The following is a 20,228-nucleotide window of genomic DNA, read 5'->3' as shown; positions in this document are numbered from 1 at the left end:
AAAATGAACGCCGTTCAAAAATTCAGATGGAGAAGGCTAAGGACGATAAAGAGGATGGGTTCAGGCCTTGCAGGCGAGACGTGCCGCAATCTACAGCACCCGCCTTGATCGCCGCCTGGCTTTGGCTAGCCTCGACAGTCTCGTCGAGGCGCGAAGCCGGCGAAGTCACCGCCAGCGCGCCAATCGGATGCCATTGGAGCCGGGGATCGCTGTGCCAATGCTGTGCACGCGTTCCTCGAAAGGCGCTGTTCAGCGCGCCACTCGGCAACCTTCTGCAGCGATCTCAGTCCTCCGCCGGCCCGTAGAGGCCGAACTGGTCGAGCAGAGCCCGTTGCCGGCCGGCGCTTTCGACAAGCAGCCCGGTGTAGCGATCTATGATCCGGTCGCGATGATCCGGATCGGAAACGGAGGAAAGTGCCCCAAGGATCGCCGCGACCTTTTCCGAAGCCTGCCGCAGTTCGTCCAGGAGCTTCGCCTTGCCGCGGACTTCAGCAACCACCTGCTTCGTCACTTTACCGATGCCGCCGGGGGTGCGGCTGCCGGCTGACACATAACCTTCCGGCAGATCGCCTTTGAGATTGGTGACCGACTTGAAACGGATGACGTCGAAGACCTGGTCGACTGCCTGCTTCGCACCGGTTACCCGGGAGGGATGGTCGGTGTCTGCGGCGGCGTGCGGCAGCAGCTCCAGCCTGCCCTTATGGCGCTCTTCGAGCGGCAGGTAAGGAAGCATCGGTCCGCTGAGTCTGCCGGTCGCGGCGTCTTTGAAGAGATCGGCGTCGATCGCTGCATGCGCGATCTTGCCGGACGACAGTGCCTCGTCGAGCGCGGCGGCATCGACGACCTCGCCCCGGTCGTAATTGACCAGCACCGCGCCGTCGTTCATCACGTCGAGCACCTTCGCATCGACGGTTCCGGCGTTGGAATAGACGCCTCTCGCCGCATCCAGGCGGCCGAGACCGATATGGACAGAGAGCACGTCGGCGCCGGTTGCGGCGGCAATCGGATTTGCGGCATGTTTGAAGCCTTCCCCCTCGATCCAGCGCTTGTGATGCTCGCGGGCGTAGATCGTCACCTTCATGCCGAAGGCCTTGGCCAGCTTGGCGACTTCGCGGCCGATGTTGCCGTAGCCGAGAACGGCGATCTTGCGGCCCTCGAGCTTGGCGGTCGGAAAATCCTTGAGCTGTCGGCCGGTGTCGAAGTCGCCGCCGGCGACCATCCGGTGCAGCCTGTCGACCGGCAGATCAGGAACGACTCTCAGGATCGCCTTCATCGCCATCTGGGCGGTTGCCCGGCTGTTGATGCCTGGCGTGTTCATCAACGGCGCTTCGCCGCCCTCGCCATTGCCGCCGCCCCAGGAGGCCGAGCCCATGTTGCCGGTGCCGGCGCCAATGCGCACGCCGCCGAGCGGGAACACGGAGGCCTTCGGGATGAAGGTCGCCGCCGCGATCAGCGCGTCGTACTGGCCCTTGTCGGTCTGCGGAAGGATCTCCGCCTCGGTACTCAAATTGGGCTGGTAGTAGAAATGGATGCGGCCCTTCTCAAGCGCCGACCGCTCGCCGAGCGGTCCGAGATGGAAGACGCCCCCCTTTTCTTCGATGTAGGCCTTTATCTCGCTGTGATCCGGCTGGCCGTCGGCGCCGAAGCGCAGGCCGACCAGATCGGCGATCAGCACCGCATAGGCGCGCGCAGGGTCGTCCTTGCGGCCGCCGCCGCCTGAATTGGCCTGGGCCTCGAAGGTCACGCCGTTCTTCGCCAGTTCCTCTTCGAGAACGACGATCTTGGCGCGCAGATAGGCGTATTGCAGGTTCTCCAGCAGCGCGACGATATCTTCGGGCTCGCGGATGCCCCCGACCCAGGCACGATAGTCGCCTGGCGTTCCCGGGAAGGCATTGACGTAGCGGGCCGCGTCGAGGCCGGGCTCATATTCGCCATTCGGATGGGTGATGCCCTCATAGCCGAGCAGCTGTTTCGACCGGGCGATGATGCGGGCGTGGATGCCGGGGTCGGTGATGCCGTCGTCCTCGACCTTAAGGAGCGTTACCGCCGCGCCGCGCCGTTCGGCATCGGTGACTGTCAGCGATAGCATCGGGTGCGACTTGACCCACTCGTCGATCACCTTGCGATTGGTGGCGGAACGGCGGTTGAGCTCGACGACAGAGCCGACCCGAGCCTCCGACTGCAAAAGGCCGAAGGTGGTCTCGGCAAAGGCAAGTGCGCTGTAGGTGTTGATGACGCCGCCGAGCATGCGGTCTTCTGCGGCGTCGTAGAATGGCCCGGCATCTACGGAGCGCCTGGCCGAAAGCGGTAGCTTGGGGTCGATCGGCGGCGCGATCTTCAACTGGCGCGGGATCGCCCAGGCGGGATTTTGCTGGTTCTTCTCGATCAGTGCCAGTGCGTGGGGCGTGAAGGAGGCGACAAAATAGCCTGACACCCCGCCGATCGCCTTCTGGAATGGCATGAACAGGCAGCACTTCGCCATCACGGCGTCGACGAGTTCGGGCTCCCACGGCATGGCACCGAGCATTGAGGTGGCATCGAACACCGCATGACGGTTGGTCGGATCGCCGTCTATCCAGCTCAGCAGTTCGTGGATCTCGGCACTGGTATAGGCATTTGCCCCCGTCGTCTCGTGGCCGACGCCGACGAAGATCGAGACGCCGAGGGCGGAGAGCTCGGCTGCTGTCGGGATCACGCCTTCGGAGACGGCGAAATGAATGCGGCTCTCGCAGCCTTTTTCGGCGAAACGCTGCATCTCGATCAGTTGTGTGGCCCAGGACTGGCGGAAGAAGCCGGCGGACCTGGACGGATCGCTCTCTGGCTGCGGCGTATCGACATAGACGCGTTGGGAGGCGTCGTTGGCGTTCATCAGGTGCTGGACGCAGACAGTGAAGCCGCTATGGCCGCCGCCGAGTCCCACTGCCATGCGGTTCGCCTTCGGGAAGTGGAAATAGCGATGGATCGCCCGGATCATATCGGTCAGGATTTTGTCCGCCGGGTAGCCGCGGTGCATGCTGCGGGAAATCTCGGCGGTGGTGAAGCCACCGATGTCGTTGCCCCTGTCGTCGAACTTGCGATAGGTCTTCTCGATCCAGGCGTCGAAGGCGATGCGCCGCAGGCGGCTGTCCACTTCATCGGTGGTCGCATCGGTGATCGGGCCGACACCGAAGAACGGGTTCGACGGCAATTTTGGCGCGCCCGATCCGGTCAGTTGGAGTGCCTTCAGTCGCTGTTCCTGCATCTGCGCGATGTTCATGATGATCTGCCTATCCGTTTTCCAGGGCGGGGGGCGGATAGTGGATCGAACGCGAAAGAAAAAAGACGCTAACTGCGCCGAAGCGCACGCTGAATGCGTCATGGTCGTCCTTAGTGAGGGATTGCTGGCATCGCATGGCTGCGAGCGACGGTCTTTTGGCCTCGATAGCGGTGCTCGGGAAAGGGCGCTGGCTCATGATATCTGTGGTGTATCGGGGCACAGACCGCCGTTGAGCCGCTCGCTTGCTCGTGCCGCTGCGTCTGAGGCGCGCATTGGAGCCGCTGAACAATGACGCCAGCTATATTGAAATATATTTCATATAGTGAATTTTATTGACAGCGTTGGAAAAGCCGGTAATTGTCGGAGCGTCGGGTTTCTGGAGGATGTCCGGCGTCAATCAATCCAGACAGCGAGACGCTGCGGCGTTCGCGATTGTCATTGAGCATGGCTTCGGCCAAGGGAGGAATCTTGCGCAAATTTCTGAGCACGCTCGCCATGGCGGCGGCCGCGTCGACCATCTTGGTCTCGACCCAGGCCTACGCCGAAACCGCCAACCCGTTCAAATGCGAGCCGGGTGAAAAATATGTCATGAACGTCATGGTATCGGGCGTCGAATACTGGTTCCCCGTCTATGAAATGTTCAAGCAGGCCGGGCAGCAGTTCGGCTGTGAGACTGAATATACCGGCACGCCGGAATATGACGTGAACAAACAGATCGCCACTTTCGACCAGGCACTGGCGCAGAAGCCGGCCGGCATCCTGGTGCATCCGATGAATTCCGATCCGTTTATCGAGCCGATCAACCGCGCTACCGACGGCGGCACCGCGGTGGTGACTTTCGCCGCCGACTCGCCCAATTCCAAGCGTGTCTCCTACATCACCTCCGACAATGTCGCCGAAGGCACCTATGCCGCCGACGCCGTCGCCGAGGCGATGGGCGGCAAGGGCGAATATGCGGTCCTCGAGAACCCCGGCCAGGACAATCACGACAAGCGAATCTCGGCCTTTGTCACCCGCATGGAAGCCAAATGGCCTGATATGAAGCTGGTCGGTCGCGCCGCGTCCAACCAGGACCCGACCAAGGCCTATCAGGCGGTGCTCAGCCTCGCTCAGGCCCATCCCGATCTCGGTGCCGTCTTCATGCCGGAAGCCAATTCGGCGATCGGCGCGGCTCAAGCGGCCAAGGAAGGTGGCGGCAAGATCAGGGTCATGCTGGCCGACGTCAACGCCAAGATCCTCGACATGATCAAGGCCGGCGAGATCTTCGGCTCGGTCAACCCCAACCAGGGCATGCAAGGCTATATGGGCTTCATGCTTCTGTGGCTGGCCAAGCATCCCGAACTGATCGACCCGATGAACGACGCCAAGCGCGCCGGCGCCAACGCGATGAAGGTGCCGTTCGTCGACAATGGCTTCTCGATCGTGACCAAGGACAACGCCGACGATTTCTATTGGGACAAGTATCTCAAGCGGCGTGGCACCAAGGGCATCGAAGAGTAGTCTCGAGCCGAACCGACATCAGAGCCGGAAGGGTCTTCCCTTCCGGCCCCCTTCCGAACTCTTTTCGCAGGAGCATGGCGTGAGCGACGCGCCCGTCCTTCAGATCCGGAGCCTTTCCAAGGCGTTCGGGCCGGTCCATGCGCTGAGTGGCGTGCAGTTCGAGCTGCGCCGCGGCGAGGTCCATGCGCTGTGCGGAGAGAACGGCGCCGGCAAGTCGACGCTGATGAATATGATCGGCGGCATCCTGCAGCCAGACGAGGGCGACATCCTGATCGACGGCAAGCCGGTGACGATCGCATCGCCCGCGGCGGCGCAGAAGATCGGCATCGCGCTGGTGCATCAGGAAATCGCGCTCTGCCAGGATGCGACGGTCGCCGAGAACATCTGCATGGCGGCGATCAACGCCCGGCGCGCGCCGCTGATGAATTTCCAACAGGTCCATGCAGACGCCGAGAAGGCGATGAACCGGCTCGCGCCTATTGCGGTGCGCACCAAGGTCGCGGACCTTTCCATTTCCAGCCAGCAACTGGTCGAGATCGCCAAGGCGCTGACGCTCGACTGCAAGGTGCTGATCCTCGACGAGCCGACCGCGGCACTGACCGAAACCGAGGCGCAGCGCCTGTTCGCAATCGTGCGCGGGCTGAAGCAGCGCGGCATTTCCGTCATCTACATCAGCCATCGCATGGCCGAGATCTTTTCGCTGTGCGACCGCGTCACCGTCTTCCGCGACGGTCGCTATGTCGCGACCGAGGCCATCGAGGCGACGTCGCCCAACGACGTGGTCCGCAAGATGGTCGGCCGCGAGATCACTCAGCTCTATCCCGACAAGCTTCCCGCCGACGCAAAGCCTGGCCGCGCACTGCTCTCGGTGAGTGGCCTGTCGGATGGTACCCGTTTCGCCAATGTCGATCTCGAATTGCGAACTGGTGAAATTCTCGGCATCGGCGGTCTCATCGGCGCTGGCCGCAGCGAGATCGCGCAGACGATCTGCGGGCTGAGGCCTGCGACCGCCGGCAGCGTCGTACTCGACGGAAAAAACCTTGCGATCCGCAGCTATGCCGATGCCGTGCGCGCTGGTCTCGTCTATCTCTCCGAAGATCGCAAGCGTTCCGGCGTCTTCCTCGATCTGTCGATCGCGGCCAATGTTTCGGCACTCGACCTCGGCAAGCTTACCGGCCGTTTCGGCCTGCTCGACCGCCGCGCCGAAGCAGATCAGGCGACCAGCCTTGCCAGGCAACTCGGCGTGCGCATGTCCGGCATCGATGCGGCTGTATCGACGCTTTCTGGCGGCAACCAGCAGAAGGTGGCGATTGCCAAGCAGCTTTCGGTCGCACCGAAGGTCATCATCATGGACGAGCCGACGCGCGGCATCGATGTCGGCGCCAAGGTCGAGATTCATCGCCTGCTGCGAGACCTCGCCAACCGGGGCGTCGGCATCATCGTCATCTCCTCGGAACTGCCCGAACTCATCGGTCTGTGCGACCGGGTGGCTGTGGTGCGCGAAGGCCGCATCGCCGGCGTGCTCGGAACGGGTCAACTCAACGAGGAAACGATCATCATGCTGGCTTCCGGCGTGCAACCGAACGCAGTGTATGAGGGGCAGGCCCAGAATGTCGCCTAGCGCGGGAGAAACCACGATGCATGCCGAGATCAAGGTGGCGGATGCCAGCCGCCGTGCCAGCTTCGCTCGGTTCGCCTCGATGCGCGAAGCCGGCCTGATCGTCATCATCCTGGCGCTCTGCATCGCCATGAGCCTCGCCTCGCCGCATTTCCTCACCTGGGGCAACTTCCGAGCCATGCTGATGAGCTTCTCGATCGAGGGCATTGTCGTCGTCGGCATGACCATCCTGCTGATCGTCGGCGGCATCGACCTGTCGGTAGGCTCGGTCGTCTGCTTCTCGATGGTGGTTTCGGGGGCGCTGTTCCTGGCCGGGCTGGATCCCTGGACTGCGAGCCTGATCGGCATCGCAGTAAGTGCGCTGATCGGCGCGGTGATGGGTTTCTTCGTGACGGTCGTGGGGCTGAACCATTTCATCACCTCGCTGGCGGCGATGGTGATCGTGCGTGGCCTGTGCCTGGTCATCACCAAGGGTACGCCACTGTCGTTGTTCACGCTGCCGCCGGAATTCAAGGCGATCGGCCAGGGCAACCTCCAGGGCGTGCCTTATGTCATCATCATCTTCGTGGTCGTGGTGGCGATCTTCGATTTCCTGCTCCGGCGCGCCACCGCCTTCCGCAAGGTGTTCTACACCGGCTCGAACGAGAAGGCGGCGCAGTTCTCCGGCATCAAGACCAACCAGGTGAAGTTCTGGGTGACGGTGCTGTGCGCGACGCTCTCCGGTTTCGCGGGTGTGATCTACATGGCGCGCTTCGGCGCCGCCACGCCGACCTTCGGCGCCGGCATGGAGCTCAACGTGATCGCGGCGGCCGTCATCGGCGGCGCCTCGCTCAAGGGCGGCTCGGGCACGATCTTCGGCGCCATACTCGGCATGGCGCTGTTGTCGGTGGTCACCAGTTCGCTGATCCTGCTCGACATCTCCGTCTACTGGCAGGACATGATCAAAGGCTGCATCCTCCTGGCTGCGGTGTCGGCCGACCACTTCCTGCACCGCAAGAAGTCCTGAGTTCGAGACGATAGAGCGATCATGGCACCCCCAAACACACGCGACGACATCTCGACCGTCCGCCAGATGCATCAGGCGCTTGTCCTCCACTACATGGAGGGCAAGACGCAGGCCGAGATCGCCAGGGAACTCGGCATCTCGCACGCCACAGTCAACCGTTTGATCAAGCGCGGCCACCAGCTCGGCCTGGTCGAGATCAAGATCAAGTCGCCGATCGACCATCTGGTCGATCTCGAAGCGCGGCTGGTGCGGCTCGGCGGCATCGAGCGTGCGGTCGTGGTGCCGACGGTGTCGGAAAACCCGCAGACGGCCTTGCTGCGAGTCGGCGAGGCGGCGGCCAACCTCCTGCTCGAAACGATCAAGGACGGCGACACCATCTCGATTACCGGCGGCAAAGGCGTCAGCGCGCTGGTCGCCGGGCTGAAGCCCGGCCGCGGTTATGATGTCGAAGTCATTCCGGCGACCGGGCTCGTGCAGGGCAAACACTACACCGACGTCAATCACGTCGCCTCGCTGATGGCCGACAGACTGGGCGGCCGCGCCTACCAGATCCATGCGCCGCTGTTTGCCGACACGCCGGAACAGCGCGAGATGCTGATGGGCGTGCGCGCGGTGGCGGACGTGTTTCGCCGGGCGCGCGAGGCCGATGTCGCCGTGGTCGGCGTCGGTTCTATCCTGACCGACGATTCCAGCTATTACGACCTGCATCCCTCCTCCAGCGCCGACCGCCAGGCTATCGAACGTTCGGGCGCATCCGGCGAATTGCTGGCACACCTGATCGACCGAAACGGAAAGCTCAGCGACTATTCGCTCAACCGCTCGCTGGTGTCGCTCACCCTTGACGAATTCGCCACCATTCCGCGCTCCATCGGCGTCGCCAGCGGGCCGAGCAAGATCGCGCCGATCCTCAGCGCCATGCGCGGCAATCATCTCGACATCATCGTAACCGACGAGGCCACCGGCCTTGGCATTCTCGACCTTGCCGAAAGAGAGGCAGCATGAGTTCAGAACAAATCCTGCGTGCGATCGGCGCGTCCGGCATCCAGGCATCCGCCGTAGGTCTCGGCACCTGGGCGATCGGCGGCTGGATGTGGGGCGGCACTGACGAGCAAGCCTCGATCCGCGCCATCGAAGCCTCCATCGACGCCGGCGTCAGCCTGATCGACACCGCGCCTGCCTATGGCCTCGGTCGCAGCGAGGAAATCGTTGGCAAGGCGATCAAGGGCAAGCGCGACAAGGTGGTGATCGCCACCAAATGCGGGCTGAACTGGCATTCCGGCAAGGGCAACCATTTCTTCGACCAGGACGACAAGCCGGTGCACCGCTATCTCGGCGCCGACGGCATCGCCTATGAGGTGGAACAGAGCCTGAAGCGGCTCGGCACCGACTACATCGACCTCTACATCACCCACTGGCAGGACCCGACCACGCCGATCGCCGAGACGGTTGCGGCATTGGAGAAGCTGAAGGCGTCCGGCAAGATCAGGGCGATCGGCGCAAGCAATGTCAGCACCGGGGACCTTGAGCACTATGTCGCCGCCGGGCAGCTTGACGCCATCCAGGAACGCTATTCGATGATCGACCGCGAGCTCGAAGGCACGCTGTTGCCGATCACGCGCAGGCACGATTTGGCGACACTGAGCTACTCCTCTCTGGCGCTCGGCCTGCTCACCGGGTCGGTCGATCCGGGGCGCAGCTTCACCGGCGACGACCAGCGCAAGGACAATCCGCGCTTCTCGGCCGGGAACCGGCAGAAGGTGGCGGCGCTCAAGCAGGCCATCCGCCCGATCGCCGAACGGCACGAAGCCTCGATGGCCCAGATCGTGATTGCCTGGACGCTGGCGCAGCCAGGCATCACCTTTGCGCTATGCGGCGCCCGCAACGCCGATCAGGCGCTCGACAATGCGCGCGCCGGCGAGATCAGGCTCAGCCGCGATGAACTGGCCGCCATCGACACAGCGATAGCCATGCATCTCTCCCAGATGGCTGCCTGAGCAAACGAGGCATTTCCGCAATGAAGCGCACCGAAACACTCGCCGCGCTGCGAGAGCGGCCCGACATTGCCGTGCTGATCATCGGCGGCGGCATCAACGGCATCAGCGTCTTTCGCGAGCTTGCCCTGCAGGGCGTCGACGTGCTGCTCGCCGAGAAGGGCGATTATTGCAGCGGCGCCAGCGCAGCGCTTTCGCGCATGGTGCATGGCGGCCTGCGCTATCTGGAGAATGGCGAGTTCAAGCTGGTCAAGGAATCGCTGCGGGAACGCGACCGGCTCTTGCGGAATGCGCCGCACTACGTCGCGCCGCTGCCGACGACGGTGCCGATCTTCGACATCTTCTCCGGCATCGCCAATGGCGCCGTCCGCTTCCTCGGCCTCACACGGCGGCCGAGCCGGCGCGGCGCACTCGTCATCAAGGCCGGGCTGACGCTCTATGACGTCTTCACGGCATCGCGCCGGCTGATGCCGACCCATCGCTTCCGAGGGCGCAAGGAAACGCTGAAGACGTGGCCGGCCATCAATCCGGCGACCCGTAGTTCGGCGACCTATTACGACGCCTGGGTGAGTCGACCCGAGCGGCTTGGCCTTGAAATGCTGAACGACGCGATGGCGGCTTCACGCGCCGCGCGTGCGCTCAACTATGCGCGGATCGGCTCCGACGAAGATGGCCTCGCGCTGACCGATACCGTTTCGGGGGAGACCCTGTCGCTGCGCCCGCGCCTCGTCATCAACGCCACCGGCGGCTGGATCGACCTGACGAACAAGGCGATCGGCGCGCCAGCACCGCGCATGATGGGCGGCACCAAAGGCTCGCACCTGATCGTCGACAACCAGGAGCTCCATGACGCACTTGGTGCGAACATGGTCTATTACGAGAACGAGGATGGACGCATCTGCATCCTGTTTCCCTATCTCGGCAAGGTTCTGATCGGCTCGACCGAAATCCGCGTCGACGATCCTGACACCGTGCGCTGCGAGGACGACGAACTCCAGTACATCCTGCAGTCGCTGGCCTTTGTCTTCCCATCGATCAAAATCGCCAGGCATGAGATCGTCTTCCGGTTCTCGGGCGTCAGGCCGTTGCCAGCCAGCAAGGACAGTTTCACGGGCCGCATCCCGCGCGACCATTTCTGCGAATTCGTCGAGCCGGTTGGCAATTTGCCGGCGACGCTGTGCATGATCGGCGGCAAGTGGACGACGTTTCGCTCGTTTGGCGCGCTGGCAGCCGACATGGCGCTGGAGCGATCGGGGCTGGTACGCACGGTCGGTACCGAGGATCTCGCCATCGGCGGGGGCCGCGATTTTCCTTCCGATCCCGCCGACTGGTGTGCCAGGCTGGCGGCGGAACACGGATTGACGATGCTGCGCGCGCAAACTCTTCTGGAACGCTACGGCACGTCGGCGGGCGGAATCGCGGCGGCAATTTCGGTCGTGCCGGACCCGATGTTGCCCGGCGCGGATTATTCCACCGGCGAAATCCGGCTGATCATCGAGCGTGAGCACGTCGAGTCGCTGGCCGACATCTTCCTGCGTCGTACCATCATAGCCATAGCAGGCGACCTGACATGCCAACTGGTCGATGCCGTACTTTCAATCCTGGCCATCTGCAAAGGCTGGAGCACGGCTCAGGCTGATACCGAACGCACCGCCTTTCTGTCGCTGCTGGAGCATCAGCACGGCGTCCTTCTGCCGAACCTCCCCGGCGAAAACAACAAAAGGAGCGCAATATGCGCGTGAACAAGAAAGTCCGCATGAACCGGCTGTTCGGCAACGGCCGCTGCCTCGACGTTGCCATCGATCATGGGGTCTGCAACGAGCAGAGCTTCCTTGTTGGGTTGGAAGACGTGGCCGGCGTGGTCGAAAAACTGGCGAAGGCCGGGCCGGATGCTATCCAGATGAACTACGGTCAGGCCGACCTGCTGCAGAACCTGCCCGGCAAGGACAAGCCGGCACTGGTGATGCGCATCGACATGGGCAACCCGTACAACAAGGTGCGCCACCGGGCGATGTGGGCGGTGCTGCAAAACGAGGTCGAACCGCTGATCGGCGCTATCGAAATGGATGCCGCCTGCGTGGTCGTGAACCTGTTCATGCTGCCCGACGAACCGGACCTCTTCCGCCAATGCGTTCAGAACATCGCCCGCGTACGCGCCGACTGTGAAAAGTACGGCATGCCGCTGATGATCGAACCCCTGGCCATGCTGCCGGTCGCCGAGCATGGTGGCTACATGGTCGACGGCGACGCCGGGAAGATCGTCACGCTGACGCGGCTGGCGCGCGAGATGGGCGCCGATGTCATCAAGGCAGACCCGACGACCGACGCCAACGACTTCCACCGCGTGGTCGAGGCGGCGCGCTGCCCGGTGCTGGTCCGCGGCGGCGGCAAGGAGGATCTGCACGCTGTGTTCGACAAATCGGCGGCGCTAATGGCGCAAGGCGCACTGGGTATGGTCTATGGCCGCAACATCTATCAGCACGCCAATCCGAGCGCCGTCGTGCGGGGCCTGATGGCGATCATTCACGACGGCGCCGATGGCGCCACCGCCTGGGATCTGTACAACCAGGCGTAAGGCCGACTGCGGGAGAAGCCGATGAGCGGTTACATTCTGGGCCTTGATGCGGGCAATACGGTCATCAAGGCCATAATCTTCGACATGACGGGACGCGAACTGGCGCTTGCGGCGCTCGACGGGCATTCGTCGATGCCGAAGCCCGGCCATGTCGAGCGCGATCTTGGTGAACTGTGGCGCAACGCCGTCACAGTGATCGGCCGCTGCATCGCTGAAGCTGGCATCGACGCCGGCGACATCGTCGCGATCGGCTGCGCCGGGCACGGCAACGGCCTTTATGCACTCGACCGGGCGGGCGCGCCGCTGATCGGCATCCAGTCGCTCGACACCCGCGCCGTCGGCCTGGTCGGCGAATGGGCAAAGAGTAGTATCGGCGACCGCACCTACAAGTATTGCCTGCAAAAGCCCTGGGCCGCGCAGACGCCGACCTTGCTCGCCTGGCTGAAGCGGTTCGAACCGGAACTGTTCGGCCGCATCGGCACGGCATTCTTGTGCAAGGATCTTATCGTCAACCGACTGACCGGCGCGCGCTCCACGGATGCCACCGATATGTCCGGTTGCGGGTTGCTGTCGATGCCGGGACGGCGCTACGAGCAGGACTTGCTCGAGGCCTATGGCCTTGGTGACTGCGCCGACCTGCTGCCGCCGGTCCTGGAATCGGCCGAGATTGCCGGCCATGTCACGCGCGATGTCGCGTCGCTCACCGGCCTGCGCGCCGGCACTCCCGTCGTGGCCGGCCTGTTCGACGTCGTGGCCAGCGCCATCGGGTCCGGCGTCACCCGCACGGGTGCCGCTTCGATCATTGCCGGCACCTGGAGCATCAACCAGGTCATCACCGACGAGCCGATCCGCGAGCCGTCGATCTTCATGCTGTCGACCTTCGATCCGCAGCGCTATCTGGCGATTGAATCCAGCGCTACTTCCGCCGCCAATCTGGAATGGATCGTCCGCGAGTTCCTCGACCATGTACCGGAAGGAAAGTCTCCGTTCGAACTGTGCAGCGACCTTGTCGCGTCCATAGATCCGACCGGCGATATCCCGATCTACCACCCCTTCCTCTACGGTTCACAGAAGAACGGCCAGGCTCGCGCCGGCTTTTATGGCATGGCCGGCTGGCATACTCGGGCGCATATTCTGCGTGCCCTGTTCGAGGGCGTTGTCTTCGAACACAAGCGTCATATCGAAACGCTGCATGCGGCGGGTGCGCGGTTCGATGAAGCAGTGTTATCCGGCGGCGGTTCACGCAGCGGCGTCTGGGCGCAAATTTTTGCCGACGTGCTTGGCGTGCCGGTCACCGTCGCGAAGAGCCGCGAAACCGGCGCGCTGGGAGCGGCGATTGCAGCAGGTACCGGCGTCGGCGTCTTCGCGGATTTCGCTGCCGGTGCCATGGCGATGACCTCGGCCGCGCGCCGCTATGCGCCGAACGATGCGCTTGCCCCAGCCTATGCCGCACGCTACCAGCTCTATGGCCAGATCAACGAGGCAATGGCCCCGATGTGGGAACGCATCGCCAGCCGACAGGCTCTCCAGTGACCGTCGTTCGTCCATCTGATTTCGGTGAGTTCGACTATGTCGTCGTCGGCGCCGGTTCGGCGGGCTGCGTGCTCGCCAACCGGCTCTCCGCCGACCCGCGAAACAAAGTCCTGCTCCTCGAAGCCGGCGGCAGCGACCGCTATCATTGGATCGATATCCCGATCGGCTATCTTTATTGCATGGGCAACCCCCGCACCGACTGGCTGATGAAGACCGAGCCGGACCTGGGGTTGAACGGACGCAGTCTCAACTATCCACGCGGCAAGGTGCTTGGCGGCTGCTCCTCGATCAACGGCATGATCTATATGCGCGGCCAGGCTGCCGACTATGATGGCTGGCGGCAGGCCGGCAATGCCGGATGGGGCTGGGACGACGTGTTGCCCTATTTCCGCAAGTCGGAGGATTATCACGGTGGCGCCAGCACGATGCATGGCGCCGGCGGCGAGTGGCGTGTCGAGCGGCAACGGCTGTCCTGGCCGATCCTCGACGCTTTTCGCGATGCTGCCGAAGAGCTCGCAATCCCGCGCACGGAAGACTTCAACCAGGGCACAAATGAAGGCTCGGGCTATTTCGAGGTCAACCAGAGGAGGGGAGTACGCTGGAACGCCTCCAAGGCCTTCCTGCGTGGCATAAAGGGCCGCACCAATCTTCGTATCCTGACCGGCGCCGAAACCGAACGGCTGGAGGTCGATGGCCGCCGCGTCACCGGTGTCGTCTTCCGTCAAGGCGGTGCGCTGCATGTCGCCAGCGCCCGCGAGACCATTCTGGCCGCCGGCGCCATCAATTCGCCGAAGCTCTTGGAACTCTCCGGCGTCGGACAGGCTGAACTCCTGTCGCAGCTTGGCATCCAGGTCCGGCATGCCATGCCGGGTGTCGGCGAAAATCTGCAGGACCATCTGCAGCTACGCATGGTCTTCAAGGTCAAGAACGCCGTTACCCTCAACCAGCGCTACCACAATCTCCTCAGCCGCGCGGCGATGGGGGCCGAATATGCCCTGTGGCGCAGCGGGCCGCTGTCCATGGCGCCAAGCCAACTCGGCATCTTCGCCCGTTCCGACCCACGGCTCTCAACGCCCGACCTCGAATATCATGTGCAGCCACTCAGCACCGACCGACTGGGCGAGCCGTTGCATCGTTTCCCGGCCGTGACCGTCTCGGTCTGCAATCTGCGCCCCGAGAGCAGGGGTACCGTGCACATGGCAACTGGCGACCCGCGACAGCCCGCGAAGATCCGGCCCAATTATCTATCGACGAAGGGCGACCGCAGCATCGCAGTGGCCTCGATCGAGCATGCGCGGCGGCTGATGAAGGCGAAGGCCATTGCTCGCTTTTCGCCGGAAGAGATGTTGCCAGGACCGCAATTCTCCAGTCGCGATGATCTGGTGCGCAAGGCGGGCGACATCGCCACGACCATCTTTCACCCGGTCGGAACCTGCAAGATGGGGGCGGGCAGGATGGCCGTGGTCGACGACCGCTTACGTGTCCACGGCCTTGCGGGCTTGCGCATCGCCGACGCTTCGATCATGCCTACCATCGTCTCCGGCAACACCAATTCGCCGGTCATCATGATAGCCGAGAAGGCAGCGGAGATGATCTTGCAAGACGCGTTGCGGTAGCCTGGGTTTCCGCCACGGCAAGTCAGTTTGAAATCTCTGACCTGAACTTGCTTGGCGGTTGCCCGAACGTCTTGTGGAAGACCTTCGAGAAATGCGAGGCGTTTTCAAACCCGACCTCGATGGCGATCTCGATCATCGGAGCCTTGGTCTGCATCAGGAGGCGCTTCGCCCGCTCAAGACGCACCCTTAGGTAAACCAGTGCCGGAGAGTTCTTTGTTTCTTCCCTGAAGAGGCGCTCGAGCTGCCTGCGGGACAATCCGACGGATGCCGCCAACTTGGGTATGGAGAGTTTGTTGTCGACATGGTTCTCCATGATGATGAGCGCCGCCTTGAGCCGCGGATTTTTGCACTCGATGAAAGGGGGCCGGCGCGGCTGGATGTCCGAGGGCGCGCGCGCTTTCTCGATCTGCAACACTTCGAGGGCGTTTCTCTCAGCCTCATTGCTGATGTGGCGCCTGACGATCGACGCGGCCATGTCGGCCGCACTGCTGCCCCCGGCACAAGAACCTCTGGCTTGGTCAAGATTAAACAAGCGGTCCGCCCTGACGTCATGATCCGGGAAGCGCTGTCGGAAAGCCTCATAGTGGAGCCAGCTTACGCAGGTCCGGTGGTATTTCATCAGGCCCGCCTCAGCCAGGATGAACGTGCCCGTGCAAACCCCGATCAGGGGAACCTTGCTGGCGGCCGCTCGCTTCAGGTAGCTGACTGTCTCGCTGTCGACCGGGAACTCGTTGTTGAGCAGACCGCCGACGACAACGATGTAGTGCAATTCCCTGGGGTCCACGAAATCCGATGTTGGAGCGACTTGCACGCCACAACTCGAGGTGATCAGGTGCCTGGTGCTCGCCAGCACCTGCCAATCAGCCAGAACCCTGCCAGACCTGTCGATCTCGTCACTCGCCAATCTGAGCGTGTCGACGAACAAAGCGAACGCGGAAAGAGTGAAGGAACGAGCCAGGATAAAGCCGATCTTCAATCGGCCGGCCCCCGGAGCTTCATTGGCTGCTTTCATGGCCTAACCCTCTGCCCATCTGGCCGCCAGCGCCGTCTGAAACGCTGTGCCCGGACAAGCTTCTATCGCAGTGTCGAAACCGTTTTCCAGATCAGCAATAGTGCCAGCCGCTGTCGTCCCGTTGTGGTCCAGGAACGACTCGACCGTCGTAGAACAGGTGCCGCCGATCGCCGCTCCTTGCCATTCAACTCCGCCGATCACGCGCCCAATGTCACCATCGCTCGGTTTCGCCTACTTGATCTGGAACCCGTGGGCCAACGGATCGCGATCGTCGACGAAGATCGTGTTGTGGCCGATGATCCGCGCCCAGCCGCCGACGCTGGGCTTGATGCCCTTGAAGGGGCCTATGTCGGCCTCCGCCTCGACGCGGCCCTCGAACACCGAGCCGATCAGGCTTTCCTGGCGGAAGGTGTCGCCGACCTTCAACCGCCCCTTGCCATGGAGTTGCGCCATGCGGGCCGAAGTTCCGGTGCCGCCTGGTGAACGGTCGATGGCCTTGTCGCCGTAGAACACCGCGCCGCGGCCATCGGCGTTGCCGCTGGAGGGCTTGTCGCACCAGATGGCGTGGTGCACGCCGCGTATCTTGTCGTCTTCGGGATGGACTGGATCGCAGACGGGTTCGAGTGCGTCGCGGAGGCCGCGACTGAGGTCCACGATGTCGCTCGCCGACATTCCGTCCAGGCCCTTCCATGTTTCCTGCGGTTCGACGACGGCGTAGTAGTTGCCGCCATAGGCGATGTCGACGACGAGCCGGCCGAGACCAGGGATATCGACAGCGACGTCCGCGGCATGCAGATAGCTGGCAACGTTGAACATCCGAACGGAGTCCACAAACGCGCCCGACTTCTCGTACTCGATATCGACCCTGCCGGCCGGGGTCTCGATCGACAGTCTGCCCGGAACGCGCGGCGTCACGAGGCCTTCTTCGATGGCCGCCGTCACCAGGCCGATCGTGCCGGCACCGCACATCGGCAGGCAGCCGCTGACTTCGATGAAGATCACGGCGAAGTCACAGTCCTGACGGTACGCGGGATAGATGATCGCGCCCGACATGATGTCGTGCCCGCGCGGTTCGAACATCAATGCCTGCCGGATCCAGTCATGGTCGCGCATGAACAGGTCACGCCGCTCGGCGATCGGGACATGCGGCAGCAAGGGACCGCCTCCCGCGACCAGTCGGACCGGATTACCGCAGGTGTGGGAATCGATGCAGAAGAAACTGCGGCGCATGGTTTTTCCTTTTGCGGTCAGGCGGCTTACCTTGCGGGACTTCGACCGCGTTCCAGCGCGCCCCTGGAAAGCCTGTCGAGGAAGATTGCAAGCGCGACGATCGACAGTCCAGCCCGGAGGCCCAGGCCCATTTCCATGCGCGTCAATCCCCGCGTCACTTCGGCTCCAAGGCCGCCTGCTCCGACGAGGCCGGCCAGGACGACCATTGCCAGCGACAGGAGAATGCACTGGTTGAGGCCGACCAGCAGTGTCGGGGTGGCCGAGGGGATTTCGATCTTGAACAGAATCGACCGCGGCGAAGTCCCGGTCGCATGACCAAGCTCCATGAGGTCTTTCGGCACCTGGTTGAAGGCCAGGGTGGTCAGGCGCAGCATCGGAGGTATGCCGTAGACGATCGTCGCGATGATTGCCGGCACACGGCCGAGGCTGAAGATCATGACGGCGGGTATAAGATAGACCCACGGCGGCACGGTCTGCATGATGTCCAGCACGGGCCGTATCCCGGCCTCGAATTTCTTATACCGTGATGCCAGGATGCCGAGCGGGAAGGCGATCGACACGGAAATGATCACCGCCACCGTCACCAGTGCCAGCGTCTGCATCGAGGCGGTCCAGAACCCCGCCAGCAAGCAGAAGGTGAGCGCGATGGCTGTCACCACCGAGACCCGAACGCTGACGAAGAAGGCGGCGAGAAGGACCGCCCCGACGATCGTCGCGTAGGGCGGCGGGTAGAGGAGAGTGGCCTCGATCGCGCTCAGCACGGCTTCGATCAGCTTGGTCACCGCGTCGAAGAACGGATGGAAGTTCGTATTCAGCCAATCCACTACTGGGGCCAGGTAAGCTCCTGGCGAAAACCGGACCAGATCAGGGTTCATCTTGCTTCTCCGCTGGCGCGGCGGGCCGCGCTCTGAGTGAGTCTGTCAAGCACCATGGTCAGGATGACGATCGCGATCGCGGCGTTGATCGACGTGGCGATGTCGAGCGTGCGTACGGCTGAATAGATGGTCTCGCCGAGACCTCCCGAACCAACGATGCCCGCGATGACGACCATGCCGAACGCCATCATCAAGCTCTGGTTGATCCCAGCCATTACGCTTGGAATGGCGAAAGGAAGCCTGATCTTGATGAACATCTGCCATGTTGTCAGACCGCTTGCCTGGCCAAGCTCGATGAATTCGAGCGGTGTCATGCGGATGCCAAGCGAGGTGAGCCGGATGGCGGGCGGCATCGCGACGATGAAGGTGGCGATGAGCGCGGTCGCAGGCCCATAGCCGAGCAGCGCGATCGCAGGAAGCAGATAGATGTAAGGCGGCAGGGTCTGGATCAGGTCGAGCACCGGCTCGAGAAATCGGTCGAACGATCTGACAAAGCCCGCCACGATGCCAATGGGAATGCCGACGAAAAGGGCGAGGATCGTGGCAGTGATCACCAGGGCCAATGTGCTCATGGTTTCTGTCCAGAGGCCCATGACAGCGCAAAAGACCAGGGCAAGCCCCGCGAGGACGCCGGACAAAGCGTTGATCAATCGCCATCCGAGCAACGCTGCGATAATGGCGATCACATAGAACGGTGCCAGTTGCAGAAGCCACAGGACGCCGTCATAGGTTCCTTCAAGCACGCTCCGGATAAATTCGAACAACCATTCCCCGTTGTCGCTGATCCAGCCGAGCGTAGTATCCGTCCAGGCATCGAACGTGTCTGTAATGACTGAAATGTCCATTTGCCCCTCCCGACCTAACCTGCAGGCTTGCCGGCAACACCGCGGAGCAAACCACGGATGGTGACGACCCCGACCACAGTGCCGTTCTCGACGACCGCAACCGCATCGCGATCGGATTGCGTGGTGAGGTCGATGAGTTCGCCAATATCGGCCTCCGGAGAAGCCCGAAGCAGCGCGTTCACATCGCAATTCGGCTGCGAATTCCTGAACTCGGCGACGGGTCGCATCACGGAGTGCGCCTTGACCAGGTGAATCCTGGATATGCCGGCCACGAAATCGGAGACGTAGTCGTCGGCGGGTTTGGTTACGATTTCCTCGGCTGTCCCGACCTGGACGATGACACCATCCTTCATGATGGCGATGCGGTCGCCGATGCGGATGGCTTCCTCGAGGTCGTGGGTGATGAAGACGGCGGACTTGCCGAGCGACTTCGTCAGCTGTCGGAATTCATCCTGCAACTGGCGGCGGATCAGTGGGTCGAGGGCGCTGAACGGTTCGTCCATGAGGATGATTTCGGGATCTGCCGCTATCGCCCTTGCGAGGCCAACGCGCTGCTGCATGCCGCCGGACAGTTCCCTGGGATAGCGCGACGTCCAGTCTGCAAGCCCCACCTTTTCGAGGGCCGCGCGGGCGATCCTGTGGCGCTCCTCTTTTGCCACGCCCTGGGCCTCAAGACCAAAAGCGGCATTCTCGAGAACCGTCCGGTGGGGGAGAAGCGCCACGCTCTGAAACACCATGCCGATGTTGCGGGCGCGCATATCGCGGAGCTCCGTCGCATTCAGCCTGGCGATCTCCTTTCCCTTCACCGTGATCTTGCCGAGGCTCGGTTCGATCAGACGGTTGAGGAGGCGGATCAGCGTCGACTTGCCGCTCCCCGACAGGCCCATGATGCAGAAGATCTCGCCGCGGCGGACCTGGAGGCTGGCGTCGGAAACGCCAACAACGCAGTCGAAGTCCTGCAGCACCTGTGTCTTGGAGAGCCCACGTTCGGTTATGGCTTTGACGGCGGCCTGGGCACGACCACCGAAAATCTTCCATACGGACTGGCAGTCGATCAGCACTTCGTTGGAGTCATTCATTGCAGTGTTCATTGCGTTCCCCATGGGCCGGTTTGGCGGTGGCCTTCATGTTTCATAGTTCCGGGGCGGGCCGCCGATATCGGCGGCCCGTC

Annotated in this window: 15 protein-coding genes; 9 read left to right on the top strand and 6 right to left on the bottom strand. The window is 63.0% G+C overall.

The window, feature by feature from the left end:
* Positions 1-283: 283 nt before the first annotated feature.
* The gene (locus A6B35_RS24510) at positions 284-3,259 is read right to left on the bottom strand and encodes an NAD(P)-dependent oxidoreductase (protein WP_040584267.1); all 2,976 of its coding nucleotides are present in this window, start codon (positions 3,257-3,259) and stop codon (positions 284-286) included.
* 465 nt (positions 3,260-3,724) lie between these two features.
* On the opposite strand from A6B35_RS24510, the gene A6B35_RS24505 reads away from it, so the two are divergent.
* From A6B35_RS24505 to A6B35_RS24465, 9 genes are all read left to right on the top strand, one after another.
* On the top strand, positions 3,725-4,756 hold the full coding sequence (locus A6B35_RS24505) for a substrate-binding domain-containing protein (protein WP_006206589.1): 1,032 nt from the start codon (positions 3,725-3,727) through the stop codon (positions 4,754-4,756).
* A 79-nt stretch (positions 4,757-4,835) separates the two neighbouring features.
* Positions 4,836-6,377 carry a sugar ABC transporter ATP-binding protein gene (locus A6B35_RS24500; protein WP_006206590.1) on the top strand — a complete coding sequence of 514 codons (1,542 nt, stop codon included), beginning with the start codon at positions 4,836-4,838 and terminating at the stop codon, positions 6,375-6,377.
* Positions 6,378-6,393: 16 nt separating this feature from the next.
* Positions 6,394-7,380 carry an ABC transporter permease gene (locus tag A6B35_RS24495; RefSeq protein ID WP_006206591.1) on the top strand — a complete coding sequence of 329 codons (987 nt, stop codon included), beginning with the start codon at positions 6,394-6,396 and terminating at the stop codon, positions 7,378-7,380.
* Positions 7,381-7,401: 21 nt separating this feature from the next.
* On the top strand, positions 7,402-8,382 hold the full coding sequence (locus A6B35_RS24490) for a sugar-binding transcriptional regulator (RefSeq protein ID WP_006206592.1): 981 nt from the start codon (positions 7,402-7,404) through the stop codon (positions 8,380-8,382).
* A complete protein-coding gene (locus A6B35_RS24485) occupies positions 8,379-9,374 on the top strand; it encodes an aldo/keto reductase (protein WP_006206593.1) in 996 nt (331 codons plus the stop codon). Before A6B35_RS24490 ends, A6B35_RS24485 begins: the two co-directional genes overlap by 4 nt.
* Positions 9,375-9,394: 20 nt before the next feature.
* Entirely contained in the window at positions 9,395-11,113 is a 1,719-nt protein-coding gene (locus tag A6B35_RS24480; protein ID WP_006206594.1) for a glycerol-3-phosphate dehydrogenase/oxidase, read from the top strand.
* Complete coding sequence (locus A6B35_RS24475; protein ID WP_006206595.1) at positions 11,104-11,946, top strand: class I fructose-bisphosphate aldolase; 843 nt, start codon at positions 11,104-11,106, stop codon at positions 11,944-11,946. The genes A6B35_RS24480 and A6B35_RS24475 overlap by 10 nt, the downstream gene beginning before the upstream one ends.
* A gap of 21 nt (positions 11,947-11,967) precedes the next feature.
* Positions 11,968-13,479 (top strand): FGGY-family carbohydrate kinase, encoded by a 1,512-nt coding sequence (locus tag A6B35_RS24470; protein WP_006206596.1) that lies wholly within the window; start codon positions 11,968-11,970, stop codon positions 13,477-13,479.
* Positions 13,476-15,095: a GMC family oxidoreductase gene (locus A6B35_RS24465; RefSeq protein WP_006206597.1), complete on the top strand. Its 1,620-nt coding sequence runs from the start codon at positions 13,476-13,478 to the stop codon at positions 15,093-15,095. Before A6B35_RS24470 ends, A6B35_RS24465 begins: the two co-directional genes overlap by 4 nt.
* A gap of 22 nt (positions 15,096-15,117) precedes the next feature.
* Here the strand turns inward: A6B35_RS24465 and A6B35_RS24460 are convergent, their stop codons facing one another.
* The 5 genes from A6B35_RS24460 to A6B35_RS24440 all read right to left on the bottom strand — a co-directional run bounded on the left by A6B35_RS24460 (position 15,118) and on the right by A6B35_RS24440 (position 20,148).
* Positions 15,118-16,107: a GlxA family transcriptional regulator gene (locus A6B35_RS24460; RefSeq protein WP_006206598.1), complete on the bottom strand. Its 990-nt coding sequence runs from the start codon at positions 16,105-16,107 to the stop codon at positions 15,118-15,120.
* Positions 16,108-16,338: 231 nt separating this feature from the next.
* Complete coding sequence (locus A6B35_RS24455; RefSeq protein ID WP_006206599.1) at positions 16,339-17,337, bottom strand: 4-hydroxyproline epimerase; 999 nt, start codon at positions 17,335-17,337, stop codon at positions 16,339-16,341.
* A 26-nt stretch (positions 17,338-17,363) separates the two neighbouring features.
* Complete coding sequence (locus tag A6B35_RS24450) at positions 17,364-18,212, bottom strand: ABC transporter permease (RefSeq protein ID WP_040584262.1); 849 nt, start codon at positions 18,210-18,212, stop codon at positions 17,364-17,366.
* A complete protein-coding gene (locus A6B35_RS24445; protein WP_065518269.1) occupies positions 18,209-19,057 on the bottom strand; it encodes an ABC transporter permease in 849 nt (282 codons plus the stop codon). The genes A6B35_RS24450 and A6B35_RS24445 overlap by 4 nt, the downstream gene beginning before the upstream one ends.
* Positions 19,058-19,071: 14 nt before the next feature.
* Positions 19,072-20,148, bottom strand: a complete 1,077-nt coding sequence (locus tag A6B35_RS24440) for a quaternary amine ABC transporter ATP-binding protein (RefSeq protein ID WP_040582026.1) — start codon at positions 20,146-20,148, stop codon at positions 19,072-19,074.
* Between the last annotated feature and the right edge of the window lie 80 nt (positions 20,149-20,228).

The sequence above is a fragment of the Mesorhizobium amorphae CCNWGS0123 genome, from assembly GCF_001686985.1.
GTDB classification, from domain to species: Bacteria; Pseudomonadota; Alphaproteobacteria; order Rhizobiales; family Rhizobiaceae; genus Mesorhizobium; species Mesorhizobium amorphae.
The sequence above is the reverse complement of the archived record's forward strand: the minus strand, read 5'-3'. Positions and strand labels throughout refer to the sequence as shown.

Excerpts from the sequence above, each read along its gene's own strand:
- A6B35_RS24460 (WP_006206598.1), bottom strand. The coding sequence starts at position 16,107 with ATGAAAGCAGCCAATGAAGCTCCGGGGGCCGGCCGATTGAAGATCGGC.
- A6B35_RS24495 (WP_006206591.1), top strand. The coding sequence starts at position 6,394 with ATGCATGCCGAGATCAAGGTGGCGGATGCCAGCCGCCGTGCCAGCTTC.
- A6B35_RS24490 (WP_006206592.1), top strand. The coding sequence starts at position 7,402 with ATGGCACCCCCAAACACACGCGACGACATCTCGACCGTCCGCCAGATG.
- A6B35_RS24445 (WP_065518269.1), bottom strand. The coding sequence starts at position 19,057 with ATGGACATTTCAGTCATTACAGACACGTTCGATGCCTGGACGGATACT.
- A6B35_RS24485 (WP_006206593.1), top strand. The coding sequence starts at position 8,379 with ATGAGTTCAGAACAAATCCTGCGTGCGATCGGCGCGTCCGGCATCCAG.
- A6B35_RS24440 (WP_040582026.1), bottom strand. The coding sequence starts at position 20,148 with ATGAACACTGCAATGAATGACTCCAACGAAGTGCTGATCGACTGCCAG.
- A6B35_RS24455 (WP_006206599.1), bottom strand. The coding sequence starts at position 17,337 with ATGCGCCGCAGTTTCTTCTGCATCGATTCCCACACCTGCGGTAATCCG.
- A6B35_RS24480 (WP_006206594.1), top strand. The coding sequence starts at position 9,395 with ATGAAGCGCACCGAAACACTCGCCGCGCTGCGAGAGCGGCCCGACATT.
- A6B35_RS24470 (WP_006206596.1), top strand. The coding sequence starts at position 11,968 with ATGAGCGGTTACATTCTGGGCCTTGATGCGGGCAATACGGTCATCAAG.
- A6B35_RS24450 (WP_040584262.1), bottom strand. The coding sequence starts at position 18,212 with ATGAACCCTGATCTGGTCCGGTTTTCGCCAGGAGCTTACCTGGCCCCA.
- A6B35_RS24475 (WP_006206595.1), top strand. The coding sequence starts at position 11,104 with ATGCGCGTGAACAAGAAAGTCCGCATGAACCGGCTGTTCGGCAACGGC.